25 protein-coding genes are annotated in these 25,248 nt (G+C 75.3%); 14 read left to right on the forward strand and 11 right to left on the reverse strand.

Annotated elements, in window-relative coordinates; genetic code table 11:
* Window positions 1-254 precede the first annotated feature (254 nt).
* Window positions 255-908, forward strand: a complete 654-nt coding sequence (locus OG689_RS32890; protein ID WP_266324479.1) for a thiol:disulfide interchange protein DsbA/DsbL — start codon at window positions 255-257, stop codon at window positions 906-908.
* Window positions 909-1,225: 317 nt separating this feature from the next.
* On the opposite strand, the gene OG689_RS32895 is transcribed toward OG689_RS32890, so the two are convergent.
* Window positions 1,226-1,849 (reverse strand): TetR/AcrR family transcriptional regulator, encoded by a 624-nt coding sequence (locus tag OG689_RS32895; RefSeq protein WP_266324480.1) that lies wholly within the window; start codon window positions 1,847-1,849, stop codon window positions 1,226-1,228.
* Window positions 1,850-1,933: 84 nt separating this feature from the next.
* Here OG689_RS32895 and OG689_RS32900 point away from each other — a divergent pair, with 84 nt between their 5' ends.
* The gene (locus OG689_RS32900; protein WP_266324481.1) at window positions 1,934-2,809 is read left to right on the forward strand and encodes an alpha/beta hydrolase; all 876 of its coding nucleotides are present in this window, start codon (window positions 1,934-1,936) and stop codon (window positions 2,807-2,809) included.
* A gap of 8 nt (window positions 2,810-2,817) precedes the next feature.
* The gene (locus OG689_RS32905; RefSeq protein ID WP_266324482.1) at window positions 2,818-3,423 is read left to right on the forward strand and encodes a flavodoxin family protein; all 606 of its coding nucleotides are present in this window, start codon (window positions 2,818-2,820) and stop codon (window positions 3,421-3,423) included.
* A gap of 100 nt (window positions 3,424-3,523) precedes the next feature.
* Here OG689_RS32905 and OG689_RS32910 read toward each other — a convergent pair whose 3' ends face one another.
* Complete coding sequence (locus OG689_RS32910; RefSeq protein WP_266324483.1) at window positions 3,524-4,276, reverse strand: class I SAM-dependent methyltransferase; 753 nt, start codon at window positions 4,274-4,276, stop codon at window positions 3,524-3,526.
* 566 nt (window positions 4,277-4,842) lie between these two features.
* On the opposite strand from OG689_RS32910, the gene OG689_RS32915 reads away from it, so the two are divergent.
* Complete coding sequence (locus tag OG689_RS32915; protein ID WP_266324484.1) at window positions 4,843-5,130, forward strand: hypothetical protein; 288 nt, start codon at window positions 4,843-4,845, stop codon at window positions 5,128-5,130.
* Window positions 5,131-5,245: 115 nt separating this feature from the next.
* On the opposite strand, the gene OG689_RS32920 is transcribed toward OG689_RS32915, so the two are convergent.
* Window positions 5,246-6,418: a glycosyltransferase gene (locus OG689_RS32920; protein ID WP_266324485.1), complete on the reverse strand. Its 1,173-nt coding sequence runs from the start codon at window positions 6,416-6,418 to the stop codon at window positions 5,246-5,248.
* A gap of 57 nt (window positions 6,419-6,475) precedes the next feature.
* Between OG689_RS32920 and OG689_RS32925 the strand changes: the two genes are divergently transcribed.
* Window positions 6,476-7,288 carry an aspartate/glutamate racemase family protein gene (locus tag OG689_RS32925; protein ID WP_266324486.1) on the forward strand — a complete coding sequence of 271 codons (813 nt, stop codon included), beginning with the start codon at window positions 6,476-6,478 and terminating at the stop codon, window positions 7,286-7,288.
* A 46-nt stretch (window positions 7,289-7,334) separates the two neighbouring features.
* Here the strand turns inward: OG689_RS32925 and OG689_RS32930 are convergent, their stop codons facing one another.
* Window positions 7,335-8,483, reverse strand: coding sequence for a polysaccharide deacetylase family protein (locus OG689_RS32930; RefSeq protein WP_266324487.1), 1,149 nt, complete (start codon window positions 8,481-8,483; stop codon window positions 7,335-7,337).
* Between the two features lie 309 nt (window positions 8,484-8,792).
* On the opposite strand from OG689_RS32930, the gene OG689_RS32935 reads away from it, so the two are divergent.
* The 4 genes from OG689_RS32935 to OG689_RS32950 all read left to right on the forward strand — a co-directional run bounded on the left by OG689_RS32935 (window position 8,793) and on the right by OG689_RS32950 (window position 10,896).
* Window positions 8,793-9,065 carry a hypothetical protein gene (locus tag OG689_RS32935; protein WP_190212579.1) on the forward strand — a complete coding sequence of 91 codons (273 nt, stop codon included), beginning with the start codon at window positions 8,793-8,795 and terminating at the stop codon, window positions 9,063-9,065.
* Between the two features lie 301 nt (window positions 9,066-9,366).
* Window positions 9,367-9,510 carry a hypothetical protein gene (locus OG689_RS32940; protein WP_266324488.1) on the forward strand — a complete coding sequence of 48 codons (144 nt, stop codon included), beginning with the start codon at window positions 9,367-9,369 and terminating at the stop codon, window positions 9,508-9,510.
* The gene (locus tag OG689_RS32945; protein WP_266324489.1) at window positions 9,507-10,121 is read left to right on the forward strand and encodes a sugar transferase; all 615 of its coding nucleotides are present in this window, start codon (window positions 9,507-9,509) and stop codon (window positions 10,119-10,121) included. The genes OG689_RS32940 and OG689_RS32945 overlap by 4 nt, the downstream gene beginning before the upstream one ends.
* 277 nt (window positions 10,122-10,398) lie before the next feature.
* Entirely contained in the window at window positions 10,399-10,896 is a 498-nt protein-coding gene (locus tag OG689_RS32950; protein ID WP_266324490.1) for an NUDIX domain-containing protein, read from the forward strand.
* A 75-nt stretch (window positions 10,897-10,971) separates the two neighbouring features.
* Here the strand turns inward: OG689_RS32950 and OG689_RS32955 are convergent, their stop codons facing one another.
* Window positions 10,972-11,901, reverse strand: coding sequence for an NAD-dependent epimerase/dehydratase family protein (locus OG689_RS32955; RefSeq protein WP_266324491.1), 930 nt, complete (start codon window positions 11,899-11,901; stop codon window positions 10,972-10,974).
* 157 nt (window positions 11,902-12,058) lie between these two features.
* On the reverse strand, window positions 12,059-12,598 hold the full coding sequence (locus OG689_RS32960) for a PTS fructose transporter subunit IIA (protein WP_323189345.1): 540 nt from the start codon (window positions 12,596-12,598) through the stop codon (window positions 12,059-12,061).
* Window positions 12,599-13,009: 411 nt separating this feature from the next.
* Between OG689_RS32960 and OG689_RS32965 the strand changes: the two genes are divergently transcribed.
* The 3 genes from OG689_RS32965 to OG689_RS32975 all read left to right on the forward strand — a co-directional run bounded on the left by OG689_RS32965 (window position 13,010) and on the right by OG689_RS32975 (window position 16,129).
* Window positions 13,010-13,249 carry a DUF397 domain-containing protein gene (locus OG689_RS32965; protein WP_266327614.1) on the forward strand — a complete coding sequence of 80 codons (240 nt, stop codon included), beginning with the start codon at window positions 13,010-13,012 and terminating at the stop codon, window positions 13,247-13,249.
* 853 nt (window positions 13,250-14,102) lie between these two features.
* Window positions 14,103-14,597 carry a hypothetical protein gene (locus OG689_RS32970; RefSeq protein ID WP_190212576.1) on the forward strand — a complete coding sequence of 165 codons (495 nt, stop codon included), beginning with the start codon at window positions 14,103-14,105 and terminating at the stop codon, window positions 14,595-14,597.
* A 341-nt stretch (window positions 14,598-14,938) separates the two neighbouring features.
* A complete protein-coding gene (locus OG689_RS32975) occupies window positions 14,939-16,129 on the forward strand; it encodes an acyl-CoA dehydrogenase family protein (protein ID WP_266324492.1) in 1,191 nt (396 codons plus the stop codon).
* A 206-nt stretch (window positions 16,130-16,335) separates the two neighbouring features.
* Here OG689_RS32975 and OG689_RS32980 read toward each other — a convergent pair whose 3' ends face one another.
* Complete coding sequence (locus OG689_RS32980) at window positions 16,336-17,541, reverse strand: phosphotransferase (RefSeq protein ID WP_266324493.1); 1,206 nt, start codon at window positions 17,539-17,541, stop codon at window positions 16,336-16,338.
* A gap of 474 nt (window positions 17,542-18,015) precedes the next feature.
* Here OG689_RS32980 and OG689_RS32985 point away from each other — a divergent pair, with 474 nt between their 5' ends.
* The gene (locus tag OG689_RS32985; RefSeq protein WP_266324494.1) at window positions 18,016-19,500 is read left to right on the forward strand and encodes a hypothetical protein; all 1,485 of its coding nucleotides are present in this window, start codon (window positions 18,016-18,018) and stop codon (window positions 19,498-19,500) included.
* Between the two features lie 268 nt (window positions 19,501-19,768).
* Here the strand turns inward: OG689_RS32985 and OG689_RS32990 are convergent, their stop codons facing one another.
* Window positions 19,769-20,149 carry a PAS domain-containing protein gene (locus OG689_RS32990; protein ID WP_266324495.1) on the reverse strand — a complete coding sequence of 127 codons (381 nt, stop codon included), beginning with the start codon at window positions 20,147-20,149 and terminating at the stop codon, window positions 19,769-19,771.
* Window positions 20,150-20,591: 442 nt separating this feature from the next.
* Between OG689_RS32990 and OG689_RS32995 the strand changes: the two genes are divergently transcribed.
* Window positions 20,592-22,070, forward strand: a complete 1,479-nt coding sequence (locus OG689_RS32995; protein WP_266324496.1) for a HEAT repeat domain-containing protein — start codon at window positions 20,592-20,594, stop codon at window positions 22,068-22,070.
* Window positions 22,071-22,257: 187 nt separating this feature from the next.
* Here OG689_RS32995 and OG689_RS33000 read toward each other — a convergent pair whose 3' ends face one another.
* The 3 genes from OG689_RS33000 to OG689_RS33010 all read right to left on the reverse strand — a co-directional run bounded on the left by OG689_RS33000 (window position 22,258) and on the right by OG689_RS33010 (window position 25,129).
* Window positions 22,258-22,998, reverse strand: coding sequence for a DUF1524 domain-containing protein (locus OG689_RS33000; protein ID WP_266324497.1), 741 nt, complete (start codon window positions 22,996-22,998; stop codon window positions 22,258-22,260).
* Window positions 22,999-23,291: 293 nt separating this feature from the next.
* Window positions 23,292-24,140, reverse strand: coding sequence for an undecaprenyl-diphosphate phosphatase (locus tag OG689_RS33005; RefSeq protein WP_266327616.1), 849 nt, complete (start codon window positions 24,138-24,140; stop codon window positions 23,292-23,294).
* Between the two features lie 299 nt (window positions 24,141-24,439).
* Window positions 24,440-25,129: a class I SAM-dependent methyltransferase gene (locus OG689_RS33010; RefSeq protein ID WP_266324498.1), complete on the reverse strand. Its 690-nt coding sequence runs from the start codon at window positions 25,127-25,129 to the stop codon at window positions 24,440-24,442.
* Window positions 25,130-25,248: the final 119 nt, after the last annotated feature.

Here is a 25,248-nt window from a genome sequence, read left to right on the forward strand (position 1 = left end):
GGAGATGTCCGGACATGTCTGTACGGACGGCACCCGGGGGCGGCCGCCCCCGCCCCCGGGTGCCTCCTCGCCGGCCGCTCGACCTCCCCTTGCCGTCCCTTTGCCGTCCCTTCGCCCGCCGCCGGCCCGCGCCCCGACCTGTCGTGGCCGCCGCCGTACCGTCGCCGTCCCCCGCTGGGCCGTCCGGGCGAAACGGCGACCCGGCAGCTCGTCGTGACTGGCCGGTAACACCGGGTGGCCGCCAGACTGCCCGCGTGAAACCGCTGCTGCGCTCCGCCGTCCTGCTCGCCGTCGCCACCGGCCTCGCCGCCTGCCCGGTCCAGGCCGGCGCCGCCACCCACCAGCCGCCCGCCGAGGGCCGAACGTACGTCCAGCTGCACCATCCGCAGCCGGTCCGCCAGGCGGCGGCGACCGAGGCGGTGGAGTTCTTCTGGTACGACTGCGTCCACTCCCAGCAGCTGGAGCAGCCGCTGCAGGACTGGGCCCGGCGCCACCGGGCCGACGTCACGCTGCGCCGGGTGCCGGCCGTCTGGCAGGGCAGCCCCGGCGAGGGCAGGCAGCTCGGCCACGCCCGGCTCTACTACACGCTGGAGCGGCTCGGCGAGGTGGAGCGGCTCCAGCTCGCGGTCTACCGCTCGGTCCGGGAGCACAAGGAGGACGTCACCACCGAGGAGGCCGCCACCGCCTGGGCGGTGCGCCAGGGCGTCGACGGGACGGCGTTCCGTTCGGCCTACCGGTCGGCGGAGGTCGGTCGGCAGACCTCGGAGGCCGCCGAGCTGTTCCGGCGCTACGAGATCGACGAACTGCCGAGCGTGGTCGTGGGTGGCCGTTACCGCACCTCGCCCACCGCGGCGGGCGGCGTCCGCGAGATCCCCGGGGTGCTGGACCGACTGGTCGACCAGGGCTGATCCGGTCGTCACCGGCCGGTCGATCAGGGCTGATCCGGTCGTCACCGACTGGTCGACCAGGGCCGATGTGGTCGTACCGTCCGCCCGCGGTCCGGCGGGGAGCCGGGTCCTGCTGCCGGGGCGACAGGACCCGGCTCCCGGCGTGAACTCCCGGCCGGGCATCGAGCGGGTTCCCGGTCGCCGGGTCCGGGGTCGTCGGGTCCGGGATCGCCCGGTAGGCGGCCCGGCTCCGGCGCGGACGCCCGGCCGTGGGCCCGGCCGCGTCGGTGTCGGCCCCGGGGTCGGCGGCCCCGGGCGGTCCGCTCGCGCGGCGCCGATCAGGCCGGTGGCGCCACCAGCAGTCCGGCCCGTGCGGTATGCGCGGCCACCGCCGCCGCGCGGTCCGCGTCCTGTTCGGTGACCGGCTCGCCGCTGATGAACCGCCGGTAGTAGAAGGTCGCGGAGAGGCTCCGGATCACCTCCAGCCGGTCGGTGCCGGGCGGCACTTCACCGCGGGCCGCGGCGCGGTCGACGAGTTCGGCGCTGGCGTCCAGCCGGAAGGCGTAGAAGGCGGAAAGGGCCTCCCGGGCCTGCCGGTCGTGCAGCGCGGTGGCGAAGATCGCCTCGAACATCACCACGTCCTCCGCGGACCGGAAGAGCTCCAACAGGCTGCGGGCGAGCTGCCGGAGGTCCTCCTCCAGCGATCCGGTGTCGGGCACCGGCACGGTCCGGAGGGTCAGTTCGGAGAGCAGGTCGACGATCAGGCCGGAGACGTCGCGCCAGCGGGCGTACACGGTGGTCTTGGCGACCCCGGCCCGGGTCGCGACCTTCTCCACGGTCATCCGGGCGAGTCCGGTGTCGACCAGCTCCGCCCTGGTGGCCGCCAGGACGGCGGTGCGGGTGCGGGCGGTCCGTCCGCCGGGGCGCACGGTGCCGGGCTTCCCTTCCAGGGCGTGAGACAAACGAAACTCCTGTTGTGTTTGCATGGAGGGTTCTGCCACCATCAGGCTAATCCAACTCGGGTCCGCTTAGGGGAAGCGTGTGACATGACCGAACTGGCACTCCCGCACATCAGACACCGCTACGCCGAGGTCGGCGGACTGCGGATCTTCTACCGCGAGACGGGGCCCGCGGACGCACCGGCCCTGCTGCTGCTGCACGGATTCCCGTCCGCCTCGCACCAGTTCCGCCGGCTGTTCGACGCCCTCGGCAGCCGATTCCGCCTGATCGCCCCGGACTACCCCGGGTTCGGCTTCAGCGACAGCCCGCCGCCCGCCGACTTCCGCTACAGCTTCGACGGCTTGGCCGACGTCGTCGAGGGCTTCTGCCTGGCCCTCGGTCTGGACCGCTTCGCGATGTACATCTTCGACTTCGGCGCCCCCGTGGGCCTGCGGCTGGCCGCCCGCCACCCGGAGTGGATCACCGGCCTGGTGGTCCAGAACGGCAACGCGTACGAGGAAGGCCTCTCCGACCTCGCCCGCGACTTCATCGCCAACCGGCCCGGGGTCGAAGGCGCCGAGGAGCGGGTGCGCGGGCTGCTCACCCTCGACATGACGCGGATGCAGTACGAGGGCGGCACCACCGACCCGGCGGCCGTCGCGCCCGACAGCTGGACCCTCGACCAGCACTTCCTCGACCTGCCGGGGCGCAAGGACATCCAGGTCGAACTGGCCCTGGACTACCACTCCAACCTGGGCCACTACCGCGCCTGGCAGGAGTGGCTGCGCGCCGCCCAGCCTCCCACGCTGATCGTCTGGGGCCGTGGCGACGCCTTCTTCACCGAGCCCGGCGCCCGCGCCTACCTGCGCGACGTGCCCAACGCCGAACTGCACCTCTTCGACACCGGCCACTTCGCGCTGGAGGAGAACCTCCCCGCCATCGCGCCGCTGATCGCCGACTTCCTCGACCGCACGCAGAAGTAAGGACCCCCATGTCCCACGAGATATCCGTCGCGATCGCCTACCACAGCCGCTTCGGCCACACCGGGCGGCAGGCCGAGGCCGTCGCGCGCGGCGCCGCCGAGGTGCCGGGCACCACGGTCAGCCTGATCGCCGTCGACGAGATCACCGAGCAGGACTGGGCGGTCCTGGACGCGGCCGACGCCATCATCTTCGGCTCGCCCACCTACCTGGGCGACGTCTCCGCCGGGTTCCGCACCTTCGTCGAGCTGACCAGCGGCCGCTGGGCCAAGCAGGCCTGGCGCGACAAGGTCGCCGCCGGGTTCGTCAACTCCGGCTCGATGAGCGGCGACAAGCTCAACTCCCTGCAGTCGCTCACCGTCGTCGCGGCCCAGCACGGGATGACCTGGGTCAGCCTCGGCCTGCTGCCCGGCTGGAACCGCACCACCGCCTCCGACCAGGACCTCAACCGGCTCGGCTTCTGGCTCGGCGCGGCCGCGCAGTCCAACGGGGACCAGGGCCCCGAGGGGATGCACCCCTCCGACCTCGCCACCGCCGAGCACCTCGGCCGCCGGGTCGCCGAGCAGACCCGCCGGATCACGGCCGGCGACGCGCTGCTGGCCGTCGCCACCGGCTGACCCCGGCCGGCGGCGAGCCGGAAACGGACGGGCGCCGCCCGGCCGCGTACCCACGCGTGGCCGGGCGGCGCCCGTGTCCCTGACGGGAGGGGAACAAGCCCTAGGACGCCGACGTGCGCCGGAGCAGCAGGGTGACGAAACCGAGCGTCCCCCGGTAGCCGTGCAGCCATTCGGCGCGGTGGACGTCGGCCGCCTCCAGGGCGGCCGCGCTGTCCGGGTGCTCCGGGTGGTCCAGGGCCCACTCGGACAGCGAGCCCGTCCAGGACAACTCGTAGTCGTCCCACTCCTGCCGGCTGCTGACATGGCCGTGGACGGGCGTCCAGCCCTCGGCCCGCACCAGGTCCAGGGTGCCGGCCAGGTCGGTGAACTCCTCGCGGGTCGCGCCCAGCGCGTCCAGCGCCTCCTGCGCCGGCTCGCGCTCCCAGAAGGCGTCGCCGACCAGGAGCCGCCCACCGGGCGCCAGGTGCCGCCCGGCCGCCGCGAGGGTGGGCGCCAGCCCCCCGAACGCGTGCGTGGCGCCGATGCTCAGCACCAGGTCGAAGGGCTCCTTGGTGGTGAACTCCGCCGCGTCCCGGTGGTGCAGGCCGATCCGCCGCTCCAGCCCCATCGCCTGCGCGGTCTGCCGGGCCCGGTCCAGGGCGGTCGCGTCCAGATCGACCCCCACCGCCTGCCACCGGGGCTTCGCCGCCAGCGTCCGCAGCAGCCAGCCGGCCTCCCCGCAGCCCAGGTCGAGCACCCGCCCGGCCTCGGGCCGCGCGGCCCGGGCGAGCAGCCGGGCCACCGCCTCGTCGGTGATCGGCGCGGCGATCGGATGGTCGATATGGGCGATGCGGGAGATCGTCTGGCGGTCCATCCGGCCAGTGTCGCCCACCCGGCCCCCGCTCGTCCTCCCTTTTCGGGCCCCGGGCCGGGCGTGCCCCGAGGCGCTCCCGGTGGCGCCACCCGGCCCCGCGCGGCAGGCCCGACCCGGGTGGCCGCCGGCGGCGAGCGGCTCGGCCGGTCCTCAGGACCCTCCGGGCGGCGGGGAGCCGGGATCTCCCATGAGGTGGGCCCGGCCCGGCCGAACTCCTGGCCGCTCAGGCCGCCTTCGCGGTGCAGGCCAGCCGGGCCAGGGCGCCGCGCCAGGCAGCCGGCCGGCACCGGTGCGGAACCCCTCCCGCGAGGGCCGTCCCGACGGGTCGGCCGGCCTGGCCGGATGTCGGGTCGGCGCTGCTCCCGGAGACAACCGCGATCATGGGGAGAACGGGTTGCCGGCACTCGGCGAAGGCACCGTGAACGCATGCCGTCCGCAGGGGATCTGAGGGATCGACAAGCGCTCGGACGGTCCTCCGGGCGGGTTCCGGTTCGGGCGGGTTCCGGTTCGGGCGGGTGCCGGGAAACAGCCTTGCTGTGCTCCCCGGCGGCGGCGAAGCCGGACCGGTGCCGGGACAGCGGAAGAGGAGACGTCACCAGGAGGAAGAGGCGCGGCGGGCCGCCGAACGCTTCGCGCCCGCTCAGGGCCGGTGGGAGGTCATCTTCTCCACCCAGGACGAGGCGCAGTGGCAGGAGCGGCTCCGCGTGCTCCGGGCGACGGACACCCGGATCGACTGGTCGGCGGTGCGGATCGACATCCTCTGCGGGCGGGTGGTCCAGCCGACCACCTACCAGCTCAGCCGGTTCGTGCCGGCGGCCGATACCGGCCAGGGCCAGGACGCCTTCGAGCACTGATCCGGGGCCGGGCGCCGGGGCGGTCGGTGACGTCCCGGGAGCGTACGAGCGCGGGTCGGTGCGGTCCGGACGGTCGCGGGCGCCCGCGACCGGCCTGCCCGCACCCGCCGGGCGATCAGTTGTCGGGCAGGCCCTGGTACGTCCGGCCCTTCCAGGCCGCGCCCCGGCCGCGCCGGTGCTGCACCGCCGAGTCGACCGTCATCAGCAGGTACAGGAACGCGGTGAACGGCAGCAGCGGCGCGGCCAGGGTCGGCCGACCGTAGTAGCGCAGCATCGGCAGGTACGTCCCCGCCATCAGCGCCCAGGCGGCCGCGCCCGCCGCCGCCACGTCCGGCCGCCACGCCGCGAGCCCCGCCACGGTCGCGGTCGGCGGCACCAGGTAGACCAGGCCCAGGCCGAGCACCGTACCGAGCAGCAGCGCGGGCGAGTGCCGCAACTGCGCGTACGCGCTGCGCGAGACCATCCGCCAGAGCGGCGCCAGCCCCGGGTAAGGCCGCACGCTGTCCACCTGTTCGGCGAGGCCCAGCCAGATCCGCCCGCCGGAGGCCTTCACCGCCTTGGCGAGCGACACGTCGTCGATCACCGCCCCGCGGATCGCCGCCACCCCGCCGGCGCGTTCCAGGGCGTCCGCGCGCACCAGGGTGCAGCCGCCGGCGGCCGCCGCCGTCCGGCTGCCCGGCCGGTTGCTCCGGCGGAAGGGGTAGAGCTGGGCGAAGAAGTAGACGAAGGCGGGCACGATCAGCCGCTCCCAGCGGGTGCTCACCCGCAGCCGGGCCATCTGCGAGACCAGGTCGAGATCGGCGCTCTCGGCGGCCGACACCAGCTCGGCCAGCGACCGCGGGCCGTGCGCGATGTCGGCGTCGGTGAGCAGCAGATAGGCGGGCCGGTCCGCCCCCGGCGCGGCGACGGCCAGCTCGACCCCGTGCCGCAGCGCCCAGAGCTTCCCCGTCCAGCCGGCCGGCAGCGGCGGCGGGGCCGTGACGGTGAGCGGCAGGGTGCCGGCGCCGGCCAGGCCGGCCGCGAGCTCGGCCGTGCCGTCGCCGCTGTGGTCGTCGACCAGGATCACCCGGGCCCGGCCGGGGTACTCCTGCGCCAGCAGCCCGGGCAGGGTGAGCGGCAGGACGTCGGCCTCGTCCCGGGCCGGGACCACGATCGCCACGTCCGGCCAGCGGGCCGGCGCGCCGCGCTCCGGCAGTCTCACGTCGGTGCGCCAGAAGAACCCGTGGCAGCAGGTCAGCCAGAGCCAGACCAGCAGGGACAGCAGGGAGACCCACAGCAGGACCGTCACCCGGGCAGTCTGCCGTACCGGGGGCCGCCGGGGGTGGATCGACTAGAGTCGTTCCCCGTGAAGATCGCACTGCTGGACTCCGGAATCGGCCTGCTGGCGGCGGCCGCCGCGCTGCGTACCCTTCGGCCCGACGTGGACCTGGTGCTCTCCTCGGACCCGGACGGCATGCCCTGGGGCCCGCGTACGCCGGCGGGCGTCGCGGAGCGCGCGCTCGCCTGCGCGCGGGCGGCCGCGGCGTACGAGCCGGACGCGCTGGTGGTCGCCTGCAACACCGCCTCCGTCCACGCGCTGGAGGCGCTACGGGCGGACCTCGAGCCCGGACTGCCGGTGATCGGTACCGTCCCGGCGGTCAAGCCCGCCGTCGCGGCCGGCCGGCCGGTGGCGATCTGGGCCACCCCGCTCACCACCGGCAGCCCGTACCAGCGGGGCCTGATCCGTGACTTCGCCGGCCGGACCGCCGTCACCGAGGTGGCCTGCCCGGGCCTCGCGGACGCGGTGGAGCGCGGCGACGACGCGGCGATCGACGCCGCCGTGGCCGCGGCCGCCGCGCTGACCCCGGCGGGCACGGCGGTGATCGTGCTCGGCTGCACCCACTACGAACTGGTCGCCGAGCGGATCCGGGCCGCGGTGGCTCCCACCGCCGCCCCCGACCTCGAGCTGCACGGTTCGGCCGGCGCGGTCGCCGCCCAGGCGCTGCGCCGGATCGCCGACCGCGACCCGGTCCGTGCCGCTCAGGCGGGCAACGGCGGCCTCACGGTGCTGCACAGCGGCCGGCCGGCCGATCTCAGCCCCGTCGCGGCCCGCTATCCCGAGGGTCGCCTGGTGGCCGCGCCGGCCCAGGCCCAAGCACCGGCGCCGGCCCGGGCCTGACCGGCCGCCGGCGCGAGCCCCCGCCGGTCACCGGCCACGTCCGGGCTCAGGCCACCGACTGCCCCCGCCAGCGGCGGTAGGCCGGCTCCAGCCCCGACAGGATGGTGTCGAAGCGCCGCGCACTGGTCGTGGAGTCCACCTGGAGGCGGCTGATCTGCAGCGGGTGCCCCGGCAGCCGCGGCCCGAGCCGGTGGTCGGACAGGAAGCCGAGCCGGTAGCCCAGCTCGTCCAGCACCGCCTCGGCCCGGGGGTCGTGGCCGCCGTCCGGGTACGCGAACGCCACCGGCGGCTCGCCGAGCCAGCGGGTCAGGGCGTCGTGCGCACCGGTGATCTCGGCCCGGACGGTCGCCGCGTCGCAGCGTCCCAGACACGGGTGCCCCTGGGTGTGGTTGCCGATCGCCACCCGGGCGTCGCGCAACGCCAGCAGGTCCTCCGGGGTGAGCTGGTCCTGGCGCGGCGGCCGGCGGTGGGCGCTGACCCGGAGCTCCTGCAGGCTGCGGCGGCGGTCCGGGTCGGGCAGCGACTTGAGCCGCGGCAGCAACTGGGACGGCCGGTCGGTGCAGATCGAGCGCGCCCGCCCGCCGTGCCGGGCGAGGAAGGCCGCCTCGTGCCACCAGAACGGGCGGTCCGTCCCGATCAGCTCGGAGATCACGAACGCCGCGGCCGGGATGCCCCGCCGGGTGAGTTCGGGCAGGGCGTGGGTCAGCACGCTGCGGTCGGCGTCGTCGAAGGTGATCAGCACGCTGCGCGGCGGCAGCGGCCGCTGTTCGGCCACGGCACGCTGGACGGCCTCCAGCGAGACCGGTACGGCGAGCCGACGCAGCCGGTCCAGCTGGGCGCCGAACGAGCGCGGGTCGGTCACCCCGTGGTAGGCGAGCACGGCCAGCCGCTGGGCGGCCCGGGCCCGGAACAGCGGCTGGACGGGTGCGAAGCGCAGCCAGTCGCCGGGCCGGCCGAGGTGCGGGCCGTGCCCGTCGGCGTGGTCGGGCCGGCCGGTGCCGACGCCCGTCGCCGCAGGGCGCACCGGATCGGGACGCACCGGATCGGGACGCGTCGGAGCGCCGACCGTCGGGCCGGGTGAGCCGGCCGGCCGTGCTCGGCCGGGCAGCCCGGACAGCCCGGACAGCCCGGACAGGCCGAGCGGCGCGAACGCCGACCCCAGGCCTCTGAGTCTCGTGGTCTCGGAATACGGCACGGTTCCCCCTCGATCGCCCACGCGGCGTGGCGGTACCGTCGGAGGGCTGAGCCTGGCCTCCGACACCTGGGCGCGGCGGCTCCGCCCCCTGGTTCTCCGGTCCTCGGCGGGGACTCCCAACCCGTACCGCGGACGGCTCCTGGATCGCTCGATGTAGGGGAGACCGATACGGGCCGAGGATGGTTGTACCGTCCGGGGCCCGATTTTCGGACGGGTCGGGCGGGGCCGCCGTGGCGCGGGCGGCGGTGTGCGGCCCGGTCGCGTACGCAGGGGCTGCTCCCGGGGCCGGGCGGATGTACCTTGGGTCTCATGGCAGACGCGGACCATGATCATTCTTTGACCCAGCCGCTCTCCCGGGCCGCCCGGCTCTGGAGCGGAGGGGCCCTGCACCGTCACCAGCTCCCGCTGACCGTGGTCGGGCTGGCCTGCCTGGCGGTCGGGATCGTGGTCGCCGTGGCCGTCCCCGACACCGACGGGCCGGCCTGGGTGATGGCCGTCGCCGGCTGCCTGGCCGCCGGGGTGCTGCTGCTCGGCCGGATCGCCTTCACGGTGCTCCGCCACGGGCGTGGCGTGACCCTCTGATCCCACCGCCCGACCACCCTCCCGCCGGGACCTCCTGCGGCGGGACGGCCTGCCGCGACCCGCGGCCCTCCGGACGGGGACCGGCCGGCAACGGCACGGCCGGCTGAAACCGGCCGGATCGAAGGAAATCGAAGGAAGCAGCAGAACCGGCCGGTTTTCGGACGGTCTCCGCCCTTCTTCCGCATCCCCCCGGCCGGCGCGCCCACCTCCCCCTACTGTGAAACCGGCCCCGCGCACCGACCACCGTCGGGAGCCGGACCGGTCGACGGCGCCGGGAGGGTGCCGCGCAGGGGGGAGCGCGATGCGTACGACCACGGCGGCCCGGACGCCCGCAGGGCCCCGCGTCCCGGCCGGACGCCGGCCCGTCCGGCGCACCGCCGCCACCACCACCGCCGCCGCGACCGGCCGGCCCGGGACGACCGCCACCGGCCGGATCGAGCGATGAAACGCGCCGGGGACCTTGCGATCACCGCACTGGCCGGGGTCACCGCGATCCCGTTGGGCCTGCTGATCGCCGTCCTGATCCGCTGCACCACCGGCGGCCCGGTGCTCGTCCGTCGGGCCGGCAGCGGCCGGCACGGCCGCCCGTTCGAGATCCTGACCTTCCGCACCACCCGCGAGGCCCGCGTCCAGGACGGGCCCGCCGCCCGGACCACCCGCCTGGGCGCCCTGCTGCGCCGCACCGGCCTGGAGCAGCTCCCGCAGCTCTGGAACGTGGTCCGCGGCGAGATGGCAGTGGTCGGGCCCCGGCCCGGCCCGCCGGAGCAGGCCCCGCAGCACGCACCCCACCGGTCGGGCAGGCTCGCCGTCCGGCCCGGCCTCACCGGCTGGGCCCAGGTCGGCGGGCGCACCGGGATCAGCCGGTCGCAGCGCCTCGAACGTGACCTCTGGTACGTCGAGCACCGCTCTCTCCGGCTCGACCTGCGGATTCTGGCGCTGACCGTGAAGCTGCTGCTGCGCCCGGGCGGCGGCCCGGTATCCGGCGCGGCCGTACCGGCCGCGCCCGCGCCGCAGGCCGCCGTCCGGTCCGAGGAGAGTGCCCGGCCGCGCTCCTGACCGGGCCCGACGCCCGAGGGTACCGAGCGGCCCGCAGCGGCGGAATGGCCCGGGGAGCCGGAATGACGGCATGTCACTTCGGTTCCTCCCGGGCCGCCGGGCCGCCGGGCCGCCGGGCCGCCGGGCCGCCGGGCAACGGGTGCGGGCGGGTCGGCGCCGCGAGGTGCTGGGCCCGGCGTGGGCCGTCGGTGCTTCGGTGTTCGGCTCCGCTGCCCGGCCGCTGCCGCAAACGTGGCACCGGCCCCGCGCCGCGGCGGCCCGGGCGTAGGGTTCGGGCATGGCTATTCCTCAGTTTCTCGCGGACCTCCGCTCGGTGGTCGGTACCCGGCTGCTCTGGCTGAACGGCGTCGGGGCCGTGATCGTCGGCGACGACGGACGGATCCTGCTCGGGCAGCGGGCGGACGACGGCCGGTGGTCGCTGATCGGGGGCATCCTCGACCCGGGCGAGCAGCCGGCCGACGGGCTGGTCCGGGAGGTGTTCGAGGAGGCCGGGGTGGTGGTCGTGCCCGAACTGCTGGCCTCGGTCACCGTCTCGCCGGTGGTGGAGTACCCCAACGGCGACCACAGTCAGTACCTCGAACTCACCTTCCGCTGCCGCGTGGTGGGCGGCGAGGCGCGGGTGAACGACGACGAGTCGCTGGACATCCGCTGGTTCGAGCCGGACGCCCTGCCCGACCTGGAGCCGCGCGTCCTCAACCGGCTGCGGCACGCCCTGGAGTGCAAGGGCGAGACCGCCTTCGTCCTGGACGGTGCTCCGGAGGCGCTGGCCGGCTAGGCCGGGCACCGCCGGCGCTGCCGGCCCGGGCACCCCGATCCCGGTGCCCGGCCGCCGGATCCGCCGCGGCGGGGCTCAGAGCGTGGAGAACCATTCGGAGGTCCGTTCCAGCCCCTCGCGCAACGGCACCGGGACGACGGTCGGGAACAGCTCGCGCAGCCGGGAGCCGTCGGCCCGGGAGTCCCGGACGTCGCCCGGACGGGGAGCGGTGTGGGTGACCTCCAGCCGGTGGCCGAGCACCGACTCCAGCTCGCCGGCCAGCTCCAGCAGCGAAGTCCGGGAGCCGAAGCCCAGGTTCACCGGGTCGGGGTGCACCACCCGGCGCACCACCGCCTCGGTGATCACCTGGGCGACCGTCCCGACGTAGGTGAAGTCCCGGGTCTGCCGGCCGTCCCCGTGCACGGTCAGCGGCCGGCCGGCCATCGCGGCGGCCAGGAAGGCGGGGACGACCGCCGGGTACCCGGGGCCGGCGGGCTGCAGCGGCCCGAACACGTTGAAGAACCGCAGCGGCAGCACCCCGAGCCCGTAGCAGTGGTGGTACGCGCCGAGGTACGCCTCGGCGGCCAGCTTGGCGGCCGCGTGCGGGGTTCTCGGCGCGGCGCGCGCGGTCTCGCGTTCGGGCAGTTCGCGCTCGGTTCCGTGGACGGACGCGGAGGAAGCCGCCACGACGTGGACGCCGCCGACGCGGCGGGCGGCCTCCAGCACCTCCAGGGTGCCGGTGGCGTTGACGTGGTGGCCGGCCAGCGGGTCCGCCGCCGACCGGGATGCGGGCGGCAGGGCGGCCAGGTGAACCACCGCGTGCGCGCCCGCGAACGCCTCGTCGAGCAGCGCGGCGTCCAGGATGCTGCCCTCGTGCAGGGTGGCGGCGACGCCGGCGAGGTTGGTCCGGTCGCCGGCACTCAGGTCGTCCACGACCGCGACCTGCGAGATACCGGGGTGCGCCAGCAAGGTCCGGACCAGGTTGGCGCCGATGAAGCCGGCTCCGCCGGTGACGACGACGCGCATGGCCGAGGAACCCCCCTCTACCGCCGGAGCCCGGCGGGGTGCCGGACCTGGAGCCGATAGTAGCCGCGTGGTCACCCTTGGTGGGGTGGTTCGCCGACAACGGTGCCGTCCTGCCACCGCCAGCTCCGCGCGCGCGGCCGTCCGGGCGCCGTCCGGGTCAGTCCTTGCGCTGGCGGTAGGCCTCCTCGGCCGCGTCCAGCACCGCCGAGAGGTCCCCGCCGGCCGTGGCGGTGGCCACGGCGGCGACCGCCCCCTCCACGAACGGCGCGTCCGCGAACCGTACCGGGAAGGGCAGGCCGTGCTCGTCCGCCGCCGCGAGCAGGGCCCGGACGGTGCCGACCGCGCCGCCCAGGTCGGCCAGCACCACCACCCCGTGGCCCTGGTCGACCCGGCGGGTGGCGGCGGCGACCAGTACCGCGCTGATCCCGGGGCCGTCCGCGAGGCCGCCGCCGGTGGTGGCGACCGGCGCCGGGTCGGCGGGGCCGGCCAGGGACCGCGCCAGCGCGCCGGCCGCGGCGGCCAGTTCCTCGCTGTGCGAGACCAGCACGACCCCGACCCTGCCGTGCGCCGGCGGGCGGCCCCCCGACGGCTTGGGGAGCTTGGCGGGCGAGGTCGGCGCGCGGGGGGCCGGGGTGTGGGCCGAGGGCGCGTCGGAAATGGGGATGACGTCGGCGCGGGTGCCGTCCCGGCGGCTCATCGGCTGCTCCTGGGGAAACGGGTGAGCGGGCTGGCGGGCGAGGGGAGCGGGGAGTCGAGGCAGTTCGTGCTGGTCCGTGCTCGGTCTCACTCTGTCAGTCGGCCGGGCCGCACGGGCTGAACCGGGCCCGTGTGTTCGCCTCCCCGGCCCACCCTGACAGCCCGTCGGCCCGCCGGTGTCCGCAGGCACGGCCGGCCGGTCGCCGTCGGACTCGCGGTTGTCCACCCGCGCGCGGCCGCACCGGCCGGAGCGTCTAGCACAGTCGGTGCGCCGCCGTGGCCGGGTCGGCCATGCCCGCCCCCGGCGGGGGTCCCTTGACGGAGAAGCGGGTCCGGGCCGGCCGGCCTGGCTACGCTGGCCTCCGGACGACGTCGGGAGGAGACAGCAGTGGCAGCCAACAGCGGTACGAGCGTGGACACGGCCGGGTCGACGGAGGTCTTCGCGAACGGGCAGAAGCCCCGGCTGAACTTGGCGGGGGCCGTCTGGCAGTCCAGCAGCCAGGGGGTCGGCGACGTGCAGATCGCCTTCGTGGACGGGTACATCGCGATGCGGGACGGCCGTCAGCAGGACGGGCCGGTGCTGGTCTTCACGCCGGGGGAGTGGCGGGCCTTCGTGCTCGGCGCCCGCGACGGCGAGTTCGACCTCACCTGAGGCCCCGGCCGCGCGGCGGCCCGACTTTCGAGGGCCCGGTGCGCGGCGGCCGTGGCGGGCGGCCCGATTCTCCGCGCCCTGAGCTGTCGGCCGGGGTCCCGCCCCGGCCGGCGGCCGGCCGGGGCGCCTTGCTCGGGGCGGTGCCCAACAGGGCGCAAAGAGGGCCAAAACCGGCGGAGAACGGTGCCGGAACGCGGTTGTGACCGAGCTGCGGCCCGGTTGATGCCGCCACGTCATATTTTCCGTTGACTGTTCGACAAAGTCGATTCAGAGTTGAGAGCAGGCAGACGCCGTGCCCACCGCCCCCACGCGGCCAGACACGGCGCCTGCTGTGCTCCCCGGCGGCGACGCCGGGCTCCTCCCGATGAATCCCCATCGCACCAAGGTGCGTCGGCCGGTCCCGACCCCGCTAAGGGTCGGCAGTCGCTGGGAGGATGGAACCGGACATCCGAGAGCTACTCGGAAGTACGGCTCCGGTTTTGCCCGGGGCCCGCACGCCCCCACGCGGCGGAGTCCCGGGCAGATCCGCGAGTGCGACGGGCCTGGGCCCCGCGAACCTGGTTCGTGTGCTGTTCGAGCTGTTGGCTTGTGGAGTGCAGCTGGTGTGTGCGGCGATCGGCGAAGCTGGATGCTCTGCTGTTCGGCACGACGGTGTGCACAGTGAGGGATACGCGTGTGGGGCCGCGTGGCGACAGGCCGCCCCCCGGAGGATGGAACCCAGAACGGCTGTCGTGCTGAACCGAACGTAGCCCGGACGGTTGCTCAGAGTCAACATTGGTCTCTGAGCGTGGATCTCCACCTGCTGTCCGACCCACCTCGTGAACGTGGTGTGCCGGGCACGTACGATGTTGCCATGTCTTTTCTCCGCCGTCGCTCCGGCCAGCCCGCAGGCCCGGACTTCGACGTGCTCGCGATGGATCCGGGCGACTGGCCCGGTGATTTCGGCGCCGCCATGATGGCCGGCCCCGACGGCTCCTGCCAGGGGATCTTCCTTCGCTACGACCTGTTCGGCGGCCGGGGCCCGGCAATGTTCATCGGGAATTTGCCGGAGAACTCGCCGGCCCGCGACACCGGGGACAGCGTGCCCTTCGAGGTCCGCCAGCTGCTCGCGGCCCTGGAGAACAACGAGCCGGTGGATTTCGTCTCCGCCGAGGACTTCCCGGTGATGCTCGGGGACGACCTGCTGATCGTGAAGAAGGTCAAGGTCAGCGAGGAGCGGGTGTTCTGCTCGCAGTTCGGACGCAGCGACGGCGTGCAGGTCACCATCGCCTCCTGGGACCGGCCGATTTCGGACGATCTCTACCAGTTGCTCAAGCCGCTGCCCGCCGACATGTTTCAGCAGGGCTGACCGCGCGGTTCGCTGCCGCGCCGGCCGCCGGGCCGGCGCGTGCTTGACGGTTTCGATCATCGCTTCGTACAGTCGCGAACATGTCGTGCCGTCTCCCGCTGCTGACCCGTCGCAGCTATCTCGACCTGCGGCGAACCGCCAGCGCGGCGTGTCCGGGCAGATGAGGGGGATTCGTCCCCCGGTGGCGGCTCAAGATCGGCTGGAATCGACCGGCCGGCCCTGATCCTCCGGGGATCCTCGTGTCGAGGCCGCCCCGGGCCGCCGCATCCGGTTCCCGCACGCGCGTAGAGCGTGCCGCCCGCATTATGCCGAGCCACGCTGCCGCCCGGAGGCATCGCATCATGAGCACCACGACCGCCGACCAGCCGTCCGCCGACGGGCCCTCCCCGGTGGCCGAGGCCTTCGCCCGACTGCCCCGCGTCGTCGACCTGTTGGCGGCCCGGGCCGAGGAGCACGACCGGGACGCGACCTTCCCGTACCAGGGCATCGAGGCGGTGCACGAGGCCGGGCTGCTCACCCTGACGGTCGGCCGGCGGTTCGGCGGGCCCGGCGGAAGCTTGGCCGAAATCGTTCGGGTGCTGGCCCAACTCGGGCGCGGCGACGCCTCGGTGGCGGTGGTCACCGCCTTCACCCTGCTCCAGCACGCCGAACAGGCACGGGCCGGCGGCTGGCCGGCGGCCGGCTACCGGCGGCTGCTGACCGAATCCCGCCGCGGCCCGGCGCTGGTGAACACGCTGAGAGCGGAGCCCGGCCACCCGGCCGGCATCCCGGCGACCGTCGCCCGGCGGGACGGCGACGGCTGGCTGATCACCGGCCGAAAGACCTACTGCACCGGCGCCGAGGCGCTCGCCTGGATGGCGGTGACGGCCAGCACCGACGAACCGGTGCCCCGGATCGGGACGTTCCTGGTCCGCGGCGACAGCCCCGGCATCGAGGTGGACCCGACCTGGGACCAGCTGGGACTACGCGCGAGCGCCAGCCACGACGTCCTGCTGGACGGCGTCCGGGTGCCGACCGAACTCGCGCTCGGCCTCGGCGGCCGGGAGAACCCGGACGCGGCCGCCCAGGCGGCCCTCACCCGGGCCTGGCACGACCTGGCGCTCGCGGCGGTGTATCTGGGGGTGGCGCGCGCCGCCCAGGACTGGCTGGTGCGCTTCCTCAACCAGCGCACTCCGGCCAATCTCACCGAGCCGCTGGCCGCACTCCCGCGCTACCGCACCGCGCTCGGCGAGATAGAGGCGCTGCTGATCGGGGCGGAGGAGCTGGTGGGCGGCCTCGCCCCGCGCGTCGACCTGGCCGAACCGGAGGCCGTCGCCCGGACCGGGCCGGCCCAGCTGCTGGCCTCCCGCGCGGCGATCTCGGCGGTGCAGCAGGCCGTGTCGCTCACCGGCAACCCGGGTCTGAGTCGGCGTCACCCGCTGGAACGCTACCTGCGCGACGTGCTCAGCGGGCGGGTGCACTTCGCCCCGGACGAGGCGGTGCTCGACGCCGCCGGTCGCGCCGCCCTGGGCCGCGGTCCGGCCCGGGCCTGAACGCGGCCGACCCGGGCCTGAACGCGGCCGGCCCGGCGAAGGCCCGGTCGGCGAAAGCCGTCTGGGCCTGAACCCCTTCTGCCGGTGCCTGCCCGCCCGACGACTGCCCGCCTGACGACTGTCCGCCCGAGGAATGCCCGGTGACGAAGGCCGGCCCGGCGGGTACGGGCCCGCCGGCGTGCGCCCGGCGGCCGTCCCGCCCGCGGTCAGCGGGTCCCCACCGCGGCGCGGACGGCCCGGCGGGCCAACGCGGCGTCGTCGTACAGCCGGCGGATCATGATCCGCTGCTCCTCGCCGGCGCCCGGGACGTCGTACAGGCGGATCTCCCGCATCAGCACCAGCACCAGGTTGACCAGGAACGCGTCCCGGGCGAGGGTTCCGCCGGACTGCGCGAGCTGGCTGATCTGGCGTCGCGCCGCGGTGTCCCCGGACAGCACGCTCCACAGCACCGCCAGGTCGTAGCCCGGCAGGTACCAGCCGGCCTGCTCCCAGTCGACCAGCACCGGGCCGGACGGCGCCAGCAGCATGTTGCTGAGCAGCGCGTCGCCGTGGCAGAGCTGCAGCGGGGTGTGGCTGAGGCCGTGCAGCAGCCCGCGGAGGTCCCCGGCGTCCCGGTCGGTCAGCTGGCCGACCGAGTGGAACCGGGCGATCTCCATCTGGTAGTCCAGCGGCGTGTGGAAGACGTCGGTGGGCGGCCGCCACAGGTTGAGGGTGCGGACCGCGCCGAGGATCGCCCGGATCTCGCCCGGCGTGGGCGCGTTGACCGGGTGCCGCTCGCGGGCGGCGGGCCGGCCCGGCACCCGCTCCACCACCAGCACGCACCGGTCGTGGTCGGCGGCCACCAGCCGCGGCAGCCGGACCGGCGGGCGGTGCCGGACGAAAGCCCGGTAGACCGCGACCTCGTGATGGAAGTCCGCCACCAGCTGCTCGAACTGGTCACCCCGGACGGCCTGCGGGGCAAGGCACTTGGCCACCACCGGAGCGCGTCCGATGGTGCCCGCCACCAGGATGTGGCGGCTGCCCTCGCGCAGGACCTGCCGCGGGGTGAACGCGGGACATATCCGCGCGATGTTGGCCAGCGCGGCCCGGACCGCCGGGGTCTGCAGGGCGGCCGGGTCGATCCGCTCGGCGACCAGGGGCTGGGCCGGCCGGCCGCGCAGCATCCGCTCACCCGGCCGGACGGGGGCCTGCCGCGGGACCCCGCCGTTCAGCGCGGAGTCGGGGGCGCGCAGGCCCAGTGCCGCCCGGCCGGCCTGCCCCCGGGCGTCCGTGGAGCGGCCGTCGGTGCCGCGGGGGGCCGCCGGGCGGCTCTGCGGCACGGGCTTCGGGCCGGGACGGGTGCCGGCTGCGGTGGGGGGACGCAGCGCGGGGCGGGTGGCGGTCGGGGCGGGCGAGGTCGCTGAGGAGTACATGAGGGGTGGGTGATCCCTTCCTTGCCGTCGGCGGGCTGGCCCCCGCTGTCACGGGGGAGGGCTGGCGTGCGCATTCCTGGTGCGCCGCCTGCCCTGCTCGGTGCGGTCGTCTGGAGCGCGGGCGCCGGGCACGGACGGAGGGCCTGGACCCTCCCGGACGGCCGCCGGTGATCCGTCCGCGTCCTGGGGAAACGTGGTCGGTCCGACTTCCGCTGCCGTGCCCGGCGCCCCCGCGCCACCCGGCCGCGCCACCCCCTCGGGAGAGCTCCCGGGGGCGCCGCCGGTGGGGTAGGGGGAGCGCCCCTGGCCTGCCGGCGGCGCCCCCGACCCCGAGGGCGGGGTGGCGCACCTCTACATCACACCTGGATGCCACTGGCACACCATGTGGCGGACCCTGGCGAAGCCTGGCGAATGCTCGCTTGGCACATGACACCGCACTAGGGTCGAACCAGCCGAGGAACCTGGGGGCTTCACGTGAGCAGGGAACCCAACACACGACTGGCCGACCTCTTCGCCCTGACCGGATGGTCCAAGGGCGAGCTGGCTCGGCTGGTCAACCGGCGCGGTGCGGCGATGGGACAGCAGCAACTGTCCACCGACACCTCGCGGGTGCGCCGCTGGATCGAGCAGGGGGAGATCCCCCGCGATCCGGTGCCGCGGGTGCTGGCAGCTGTGTTCACCGAGCGGCTCGGCCGTGTCGTCACCACTGAGGACCTCGGTCTGGAACGACACCGGCCCTCCAGGTCCACGACAGCGCAGTCGGCAGAACCCTGGGAGCCGGATCGAACGGCCGCGGTCCTCACCGAGTTCACGGGAATGGACCTCATGCTCAACCGACGCGGATTGGTGGGTGCGGGCGCCGCACTCACGGCGGGAGCGGTCGTCGCCGACTCCCTCCAGGGCTGGCTCACGGGGGACGCGGTCGCGTACGCGGCCGGGCGGCCCGGGCCCAGGCAGGTGGTCACCCAGGCGGGCGCGAGGCCCGTCGTGGACGTGTACGAGTCCGGCCAGGTCGGCTTCGACGAGGTGGAGGCGCTGGAGCGCTCGGTGGAGGTGTTCCGCGCCTGGGACGCCTCGCGTGGTGGCGGCCTGCAGCGCAAGGCCGTGGTCGGCCAGCTCAACGAGGTCGGCGGGCTGTTGACGCACCGGCACGCCCCGGCGCTGGACCGGCGGTTGTGGATCGTCGCGGCCAACCTCGCGGTGCTGGCGGGCTGGATGTCGCACGACGTGGGTCTGGAGCCGACCGCGCAGAAGTACTTCGTGATCGCCGCCCAGGCGGCCAAGGAGGCGGAGGACCGCCCCCGGGCCGGCGAGGCGATCTCCCGGGCCGCCCGGCAGATGATGCACCTCGGCCGGGCCGACGACGCGCTCGACCTGATGCAGGCCGCCAACGCCAGCGGGGGCGGCGAGACGCTGCCCCGGACGCAGGCGATGCTGCACACGGTGGAGGCCTGGGCGCAGGCCGCACTGGGGCGCTCGCAGGCGACCCGGCGGGTGCTGGGCGAGGCCGAGGACCTCTTCGTCCGGGACAACGGCGGCGAGGCGCTGCCGTCCTGGATGCAGCTGTTCAACGAGGCCGAACTGCACGGCATGCAGGCGCTGGTCTACCGGACCTTGGCCGAGCACGACCCGAGCGCGGCGCCGCTGGCCGTCCGGCACGCCAAGCTGGCGATCGACCTGCGCTCACGCAACGGCCGGGAGCGCTCGGCGCTGCTGGACCGGATCACCCTGGCCTCCGTGCACTGGCTCTCCGGCGAGCCGGACGAGGCGCATGTGCAGGCCAAGATGGCGATGGCCTCGATCGGCCAGACCTCCTCGCACCGCACCTGGGACCGGCTGCGCGAGATGTACCGGCTGACCGGCCGCTACCAGGGGCTGCCCGAGGTGGACGAGCTGCGCGAGGAACTGCGCCAGGAACTGCGGGTGGCGGACGCCAAGCAGCGGCCCCGGCTGGCCTGAGGGCGGCCGGGGGCCGGCTCGCCCTTGCCCTCGGGCCCGGTTGCCCGGTCGCGTTCGTGCGGGTGCGGGTGCGGGTGCGGGTGCGGGTGCGGGTGCGGGTGCGCGGGCGCGCGTGCCGGAGCGCGGGAGTGCGTGCGGCGACTTGGTGCGCCCGGCGGCTCCGGGCGGTCAGGTCCAGGTGGCCGGATTTCCACGGTCGGTTCCGGCTGGTCGGTCGGCTGGTCGCGGCTGGTGGGTCGCGGGCCGTCGGTCGGTCCCGGGCCGCCGATCAGACCGCGCGCAGCAGCATCCGCAGCGCCGTGACCTGCCCGTCCTCGTCGAGAACCGGTACGCCCGCGCAGTGCACGACGACCTGGCTGCCGCCCGGCCCGAGGACCCGGACGGTGCCGGCCGGCGTGCGCCCGTGCACCAGGGCGTCGGTCATCATCCGCCGCAGGGCGGGGCGGTCCTGCTCGGGCAGCCGGGTCGGGAGCTGGTCGAGGGTGAGCGGGCCGAGGCCCGGATCACGGCCGAGCAGCCGGAAGGCTTCGGGGGACCAGCGGACGCGGTCGGTGAGCAGGTCCCACTCGGCGGCGCCGACGGCGTCGGCGGCCGGTACAGCGGGCCCCGAGGGGGTGGGCCCGGAGGCGGTCAGGGAGGGGAGGCTCATCCGAAGGTCCCACGGGTCGATGACGGTGAGGTGATGGGACGACTGTCGCACGGTGGCACCGGCCTTGTGAGGGGTTTGGGTAAATTCGCGGCAATGTCCCTGGCATATGCCCGAGCGGGCGGGCCCGGTCAGGGCCCGCCCGCACCCGGTGGGGGCCGCCCGCACCTTCGAGGGGGGGACCGTCCGCGCGCCGGGCGACCGTGCCCCGACGGCGAGGCCGTCCAGCCGCGCCGGTCGCCCGCGGTCCCGCGGCGGGGCCCGCGGCCCGGTACCGCCCGGGCGGGGCGGGCCGGCGGCTGTCTCACGCCCTGTGTGCGCGGGGCCCGTACAAGGGGTAACCTTCGGTGATTCCGGCGCCCGGGCGCCCGCGCAAAACCGACAAATGACCCCCGGCGACGGAAATCCCGTTGCCACTACGACCGCCGCAACGGATGCTGACCTCATGTTCGAGCCAGTGATAGCGCCCAGTGCCAGCCTCCTCGGCCTCCTCCAGCGAGGCCGCGGTGACGGGCAGCTCCATGCGCTGGCGGCCGACCGTACCGAGGCGATCTCCGCCCTGGAGGAGTGCGTCACCAACGACCCCCGCGGCGACTGGCAGATCGAGAACCGCTCCCTCTACTACGCACGCCTCTACATGGAGCTCGAAGCGCCGCTCGACGGCATCGAGGACCACCTGCACGCCCCGGACGACCTGCTCGACCACGAGGACAACCGCACCGGCCTCGCCCTCTCCGTGCTCGGCCACCTCGCGGCCTACGGGCGCCGCGACGCGCTGCTGATGCTGCGCGAGTACGCCGCGACCGGCACCAACTGGGCCTGGGCCCTGGACGAGCTGGCGATGCGCGACGACGACCTGGGGCTGCTGGTCCTCGGCCCGGCGATCCTCGACCGCTTCCCCGAGGGCCCCGAGGGCGACGCCGACCTGCGGGCCGCCGTCCGCGGCGCGTACGAGCCCCGGCCCTGGCGGCTGTGGGCCGCGCACCACCCCAGAATCGCCACCGCGAGCGAGCAGTCCCCCTTCGACCTGTGGCAGCGCCAGCTGAACCGCGGCGGGGTCACGCCCGGCTGGAGCGTGGCCGGCGTGCTGGCCTGGGCCGACGAGGGTGATCCGTTCGACGGCGCCGCCGCCTTCCACCGCTACGACCCCTCCGAGCCCTCCGAGCCGGACGCCGGCGCCCGCCGGGCCGCCGCGGCCGCGCGCTGCCTCGGCGCCGTGGTCCGTCCCGAGGACCGCGACACGCTGCTGGAAGCCGCCCGCTCCGGCCTGCCCGGGGCCCGCCGGGCCGCCCTGCGCCACCTGGTGGACGTCCAGGACGGGGCGGTCGCCGAGCTGATCGAGGCCGCCGCCGCGGACGTCGACGAGCGCATCGTGCGCGCCGCGCTGGAGGTCCTCGGCCGAATGCGCGGCCCCGAGGCGCTCGCCCACGCCCGCCGCTGGGCCGACCCGGCCACCGGCGGCGCCGACAGCGCCCTCGGCGAGGCCGCCGTCCAACTGCTGGCGGACGCCGGCGAACCGGCCGACGGCCCGATCGTGGTCGACGCGCTGCGGCAGTGGATCTCCGTCCGAGGGGTGACCGGCGTCGGACTCGGCACCCTGGTCGACGGCGCGGGGCGGCTGGCCGCCGCCGCAGCCGTCCCGGCCCTGCGCCACGTCTACGGCGAGGCCGCCTCCTCCGAACTGCGCGGCCGCGCCGCCCGGGCGCTGGCCGCCACCGACCGGCACTTCCCCGAGGGCCCGGCCGTCGAATGCCTCTGGGACTGCGAGGAGGCCACCCGCGAGCTGGCCGCCCGCCACGTCGCCACCACCGGCGACGCCCGGGTGCTGGAGCGGTTGCGCCGGCTGGCCGCCGATCCGGCCGAGGAGGCGGAGGTGCACGCCGCCGTCCGCGGCCGGCTGACCGCCCGCGAGCGCGGCCGCTAGCACCGCCGACGCCGCCGCGCCCGACCGTACGGGCGGGTGGTGAGCCCCGGCACCGGTAGAGACGCCTCCGGCCCCGATCGTCGTGACGATCGGGGCCGGAGGCGTCTGCCGGGCGGGCGGGTCGGTGCCGGCCGCGGTGTCCGACCGGCGGGCTCTTCCCGTGGGCCCGGTCGGGGGACCGCCAGGGTCAGTCGTCGGCCCCGGGGCAGGTGTCGAGCATCTGGCCGAGCGCGGTCTTCTCCGCCTTGGTGGTGCTGAGGTTGTAGACGGTCTTCACATCCACCCAGGCCCGGGCGTACCCGCACCAGGCCGTCTTCAGCGGGGGCTTCCAGTCCTCCGGGCCCTGATCGCCCTTTGCGCGGTTGGACTCCGCGGACACCGTGAGCAGCTGAGGGTGGGTGAGGTCGTTGGCGAAGACCTTCCGCTGCGCGCTGGTCCACTTGTCGGCGCCCGAGCGCCACGCGTTGGCCAGCGGCACCAGGTGGGCGGTGTTCGTCTTGGCCGGATCGCGCAGGGTCAGACCGTCGTAGACGCTGAACCAGGTGCCGGTGACCGACCGGCAGAGGCTGTCGATCTTCACCTCCTGGCCGTCGCGCTCCAGCACGCTCTCCCGGGTGTCGCAGGAGTTGCCCTGCGACATCCAGTGCGGGAACTTCTCCCGGGCGTACCCGTCCATCGTCTCCCAGCGGTCGGCGACCGTCAGGGCGGCCAACTCCTTGCGGGCCGCGCTGATCGAGGACAGCTTCGGACCGGGCCAGCCGCCGGTGTGCGCGGAGGCCGCCGTGATCGGGGGGGCGGTCGAGGCGCCGGGCCTGAGGTCCGAGCCGGTGGCGGTCGCGGTGGCGCAGGCGCTGCCGGCGCCGAGGGTGAGCAGCGCCACGCCCAGACCGGATATGGGGCGCCGCAGACGGGATGTGGGAAGAGCCATTCCCCCTGCATACCCTCCCTGGCGCCTCGATTTCAAATGGGCACGCGCGCCGCCCGGGCCCGGCGGGCGGTGGCGACCCCGGGGTGGGCGGCGCCCGGGCGGGGGAGGGCGGTCGCGGCCAGGTCGGTACGGGCACGATCGACCTGTCCGGCCGGTGCGGGCCCGCCCGTGCCGGGTGCTGACGGACGTTGACACCCACGGGCCGGGAACGGCCGACGGCCCGGGACCTCCGGTGCGTACGCGTGCGTACGAGAGGTCCCGGGCCGTCCGGTGTCCGCCGTCGGGGGGCGCACCTACTTGGCGACGACCACGCCGGCGTCGGGTTCGAGCACGCCGAAGGTGACCAGGCCGATGATCAGGATGCCGAGCAGGATCCGGTACACCACGAACGGCGTGAAGCTGTGCGAGGAGATGTACTTCAGGAACCAGGCGACCGCCGCGTAGCCGACCGCGAACGCGATCAGGGTGGCCAGGACGGTCGGGCCCCAGGCGGGCGCCGGGCCCTCGCCGATCTTGAACACCTCCAGCAGGCCGGAGGCCAGCACCGCCGGGATGGCGAGCAGGAAGGAGTACCTGGCCGCGGCCTCCCGGCTGTAGCCGAGCAGCAGGCCCGCGCTGATCGTGCCGCCGGAGCGGGAGACCCCGGGGATCAGGGCGAGCGCCTGGGCGAAGCCGTACCCGATCGCGTGCGGCAGGGTCAGGTCGCTGATCGGCCTGGCGTGCCGGACGGCCCGGGTGCGGTCGGCGACGGCCAGCACGACACCGAAGACGATCAGCGTGGTGCCGATCACCCGGAGGTCGCGCAGCGAGTTCTCGATGGTGTGCTGGAAGGTCGCGCCGAGGATGCCGATCGGCAGCGTGCCGATGATCACGAACCAGCCCATCCGCGCGTCCTGGTGCGAGCGCAGCGCGGGACGGAACAGGGACAGCGTCCAGGTCTTCACGATCGAGGCGATGTCGCGGCGGAAGTAGATCAGCACGGCGGACTCGGTGCCGAGCTGGGTCACCGCGGTGAACGCCGCTCCGGGGTCGTCCCAGCCCAGCAGGGCGGAGAACACCCGGAGGTGGGCGCTGGAGGAGACCGGCAGGAACTCGGTCAGCCCCTGGATCAGGCCGAGCACGGCCCCGTGGAACCAGTCGATCACCGGTTACCCGCCCGGGGTATGAGTCGGTCGATGCGCATCTGCGGTCCGTTTCGTCGTGCGGAGAGGCGTGCGGGGGGCGTACCGGCGGAAGGCGGCGCGTACGTGGCGTACCTCCGCGCATGCCGGGGCCGGACCTGCCGCCCGGCGCAGGCGCCGCGCGCGGCCCGGCGCGGCCCGATAGTACGCGGTGAAGGTGTCGGGGAATCTTCCGCCCCCGGGCCCCTCCGCCCTTCTCCCGCCCCCGTGCGGCCTGTTGGTTCGCCGTCCCGCCGCAGCCGGCCCCTTCGCCCGGACGCTCAGCCCAGCGGCAGTGCCCGGGCCCAGGTCCCGTCCTCGGTCAGGTAGCTGTCCACCCGGAGTCCGCACTCGGCGAGCGCCAGCTCGAAGGCCTCGGGCGTGAGCGGCCGGGAGAGGAAGGTCTGGGTCCACCGCGCGTCCGGGAAGACGTACTCGACGTGGACGGAGTTCACCCCCGGGCCGGCCGGCTCGGCGGACACCACCCGGGAGAGCCCGTCGCCGATCCTGCGCTCACGCGGCAGTCGACTGTGCCAGTCCGCGCCTTCGCGCTGGATCAGGACGGCGCCGCCCGGGGCGACGTGGCGCAGGCAGCAGCGCAGCAGGCCCCGGCGCACCTCCGGATCGCCGGCGTGCACCAGGAAGGAGCCGAGCAGCACCACGTCGAAGCGCTCGCCGAGGTCCAGCTGTTCGATCGGGCTGCGGACCGTCCGGGCGCCGCGGATCCGCGCCAGCATCTCGGCGGACTCGTCCACCGCCGTGACCCTGAAGCCGAGGCCGACCAGCGGGTGGGTCACCCGGCCCGCCCCGCAACCCAGCTCCAGGATGCTCGCGCCGGCCGGCGAGGCCCGGGCGATCACCTCCGGTTCGTCCCCCACGGGGAGCCGCTCCCAGACCGCCACCGCGCAGCCGTCCGGGGTGATCGCCCCGGGGCCGGTCCCCTGATAGCCCGTGCGTCGTTCTTCGCTCATCGCCCCATCCGAGCACGGCGGAGGGGGTGGCCGGAAGGCCTCGGAGGAGTGTCAGGAACGCGTATGGATCCCTTTCGGACGTACCGGGAGGGGCCGGGGCCGCGTGCGATGCTGACGGG

Origin of the sequence: Kitasatospora sp. NBC_00240, from assembly GCF_026342405.1 — a bacterium.
In the GTDB taxonomy this organism is placed as follows: Bacteria; Actinomycetota; Actinomycetes; order Streptomycetales; family Streptomycetaceae; genus Kitasatospora.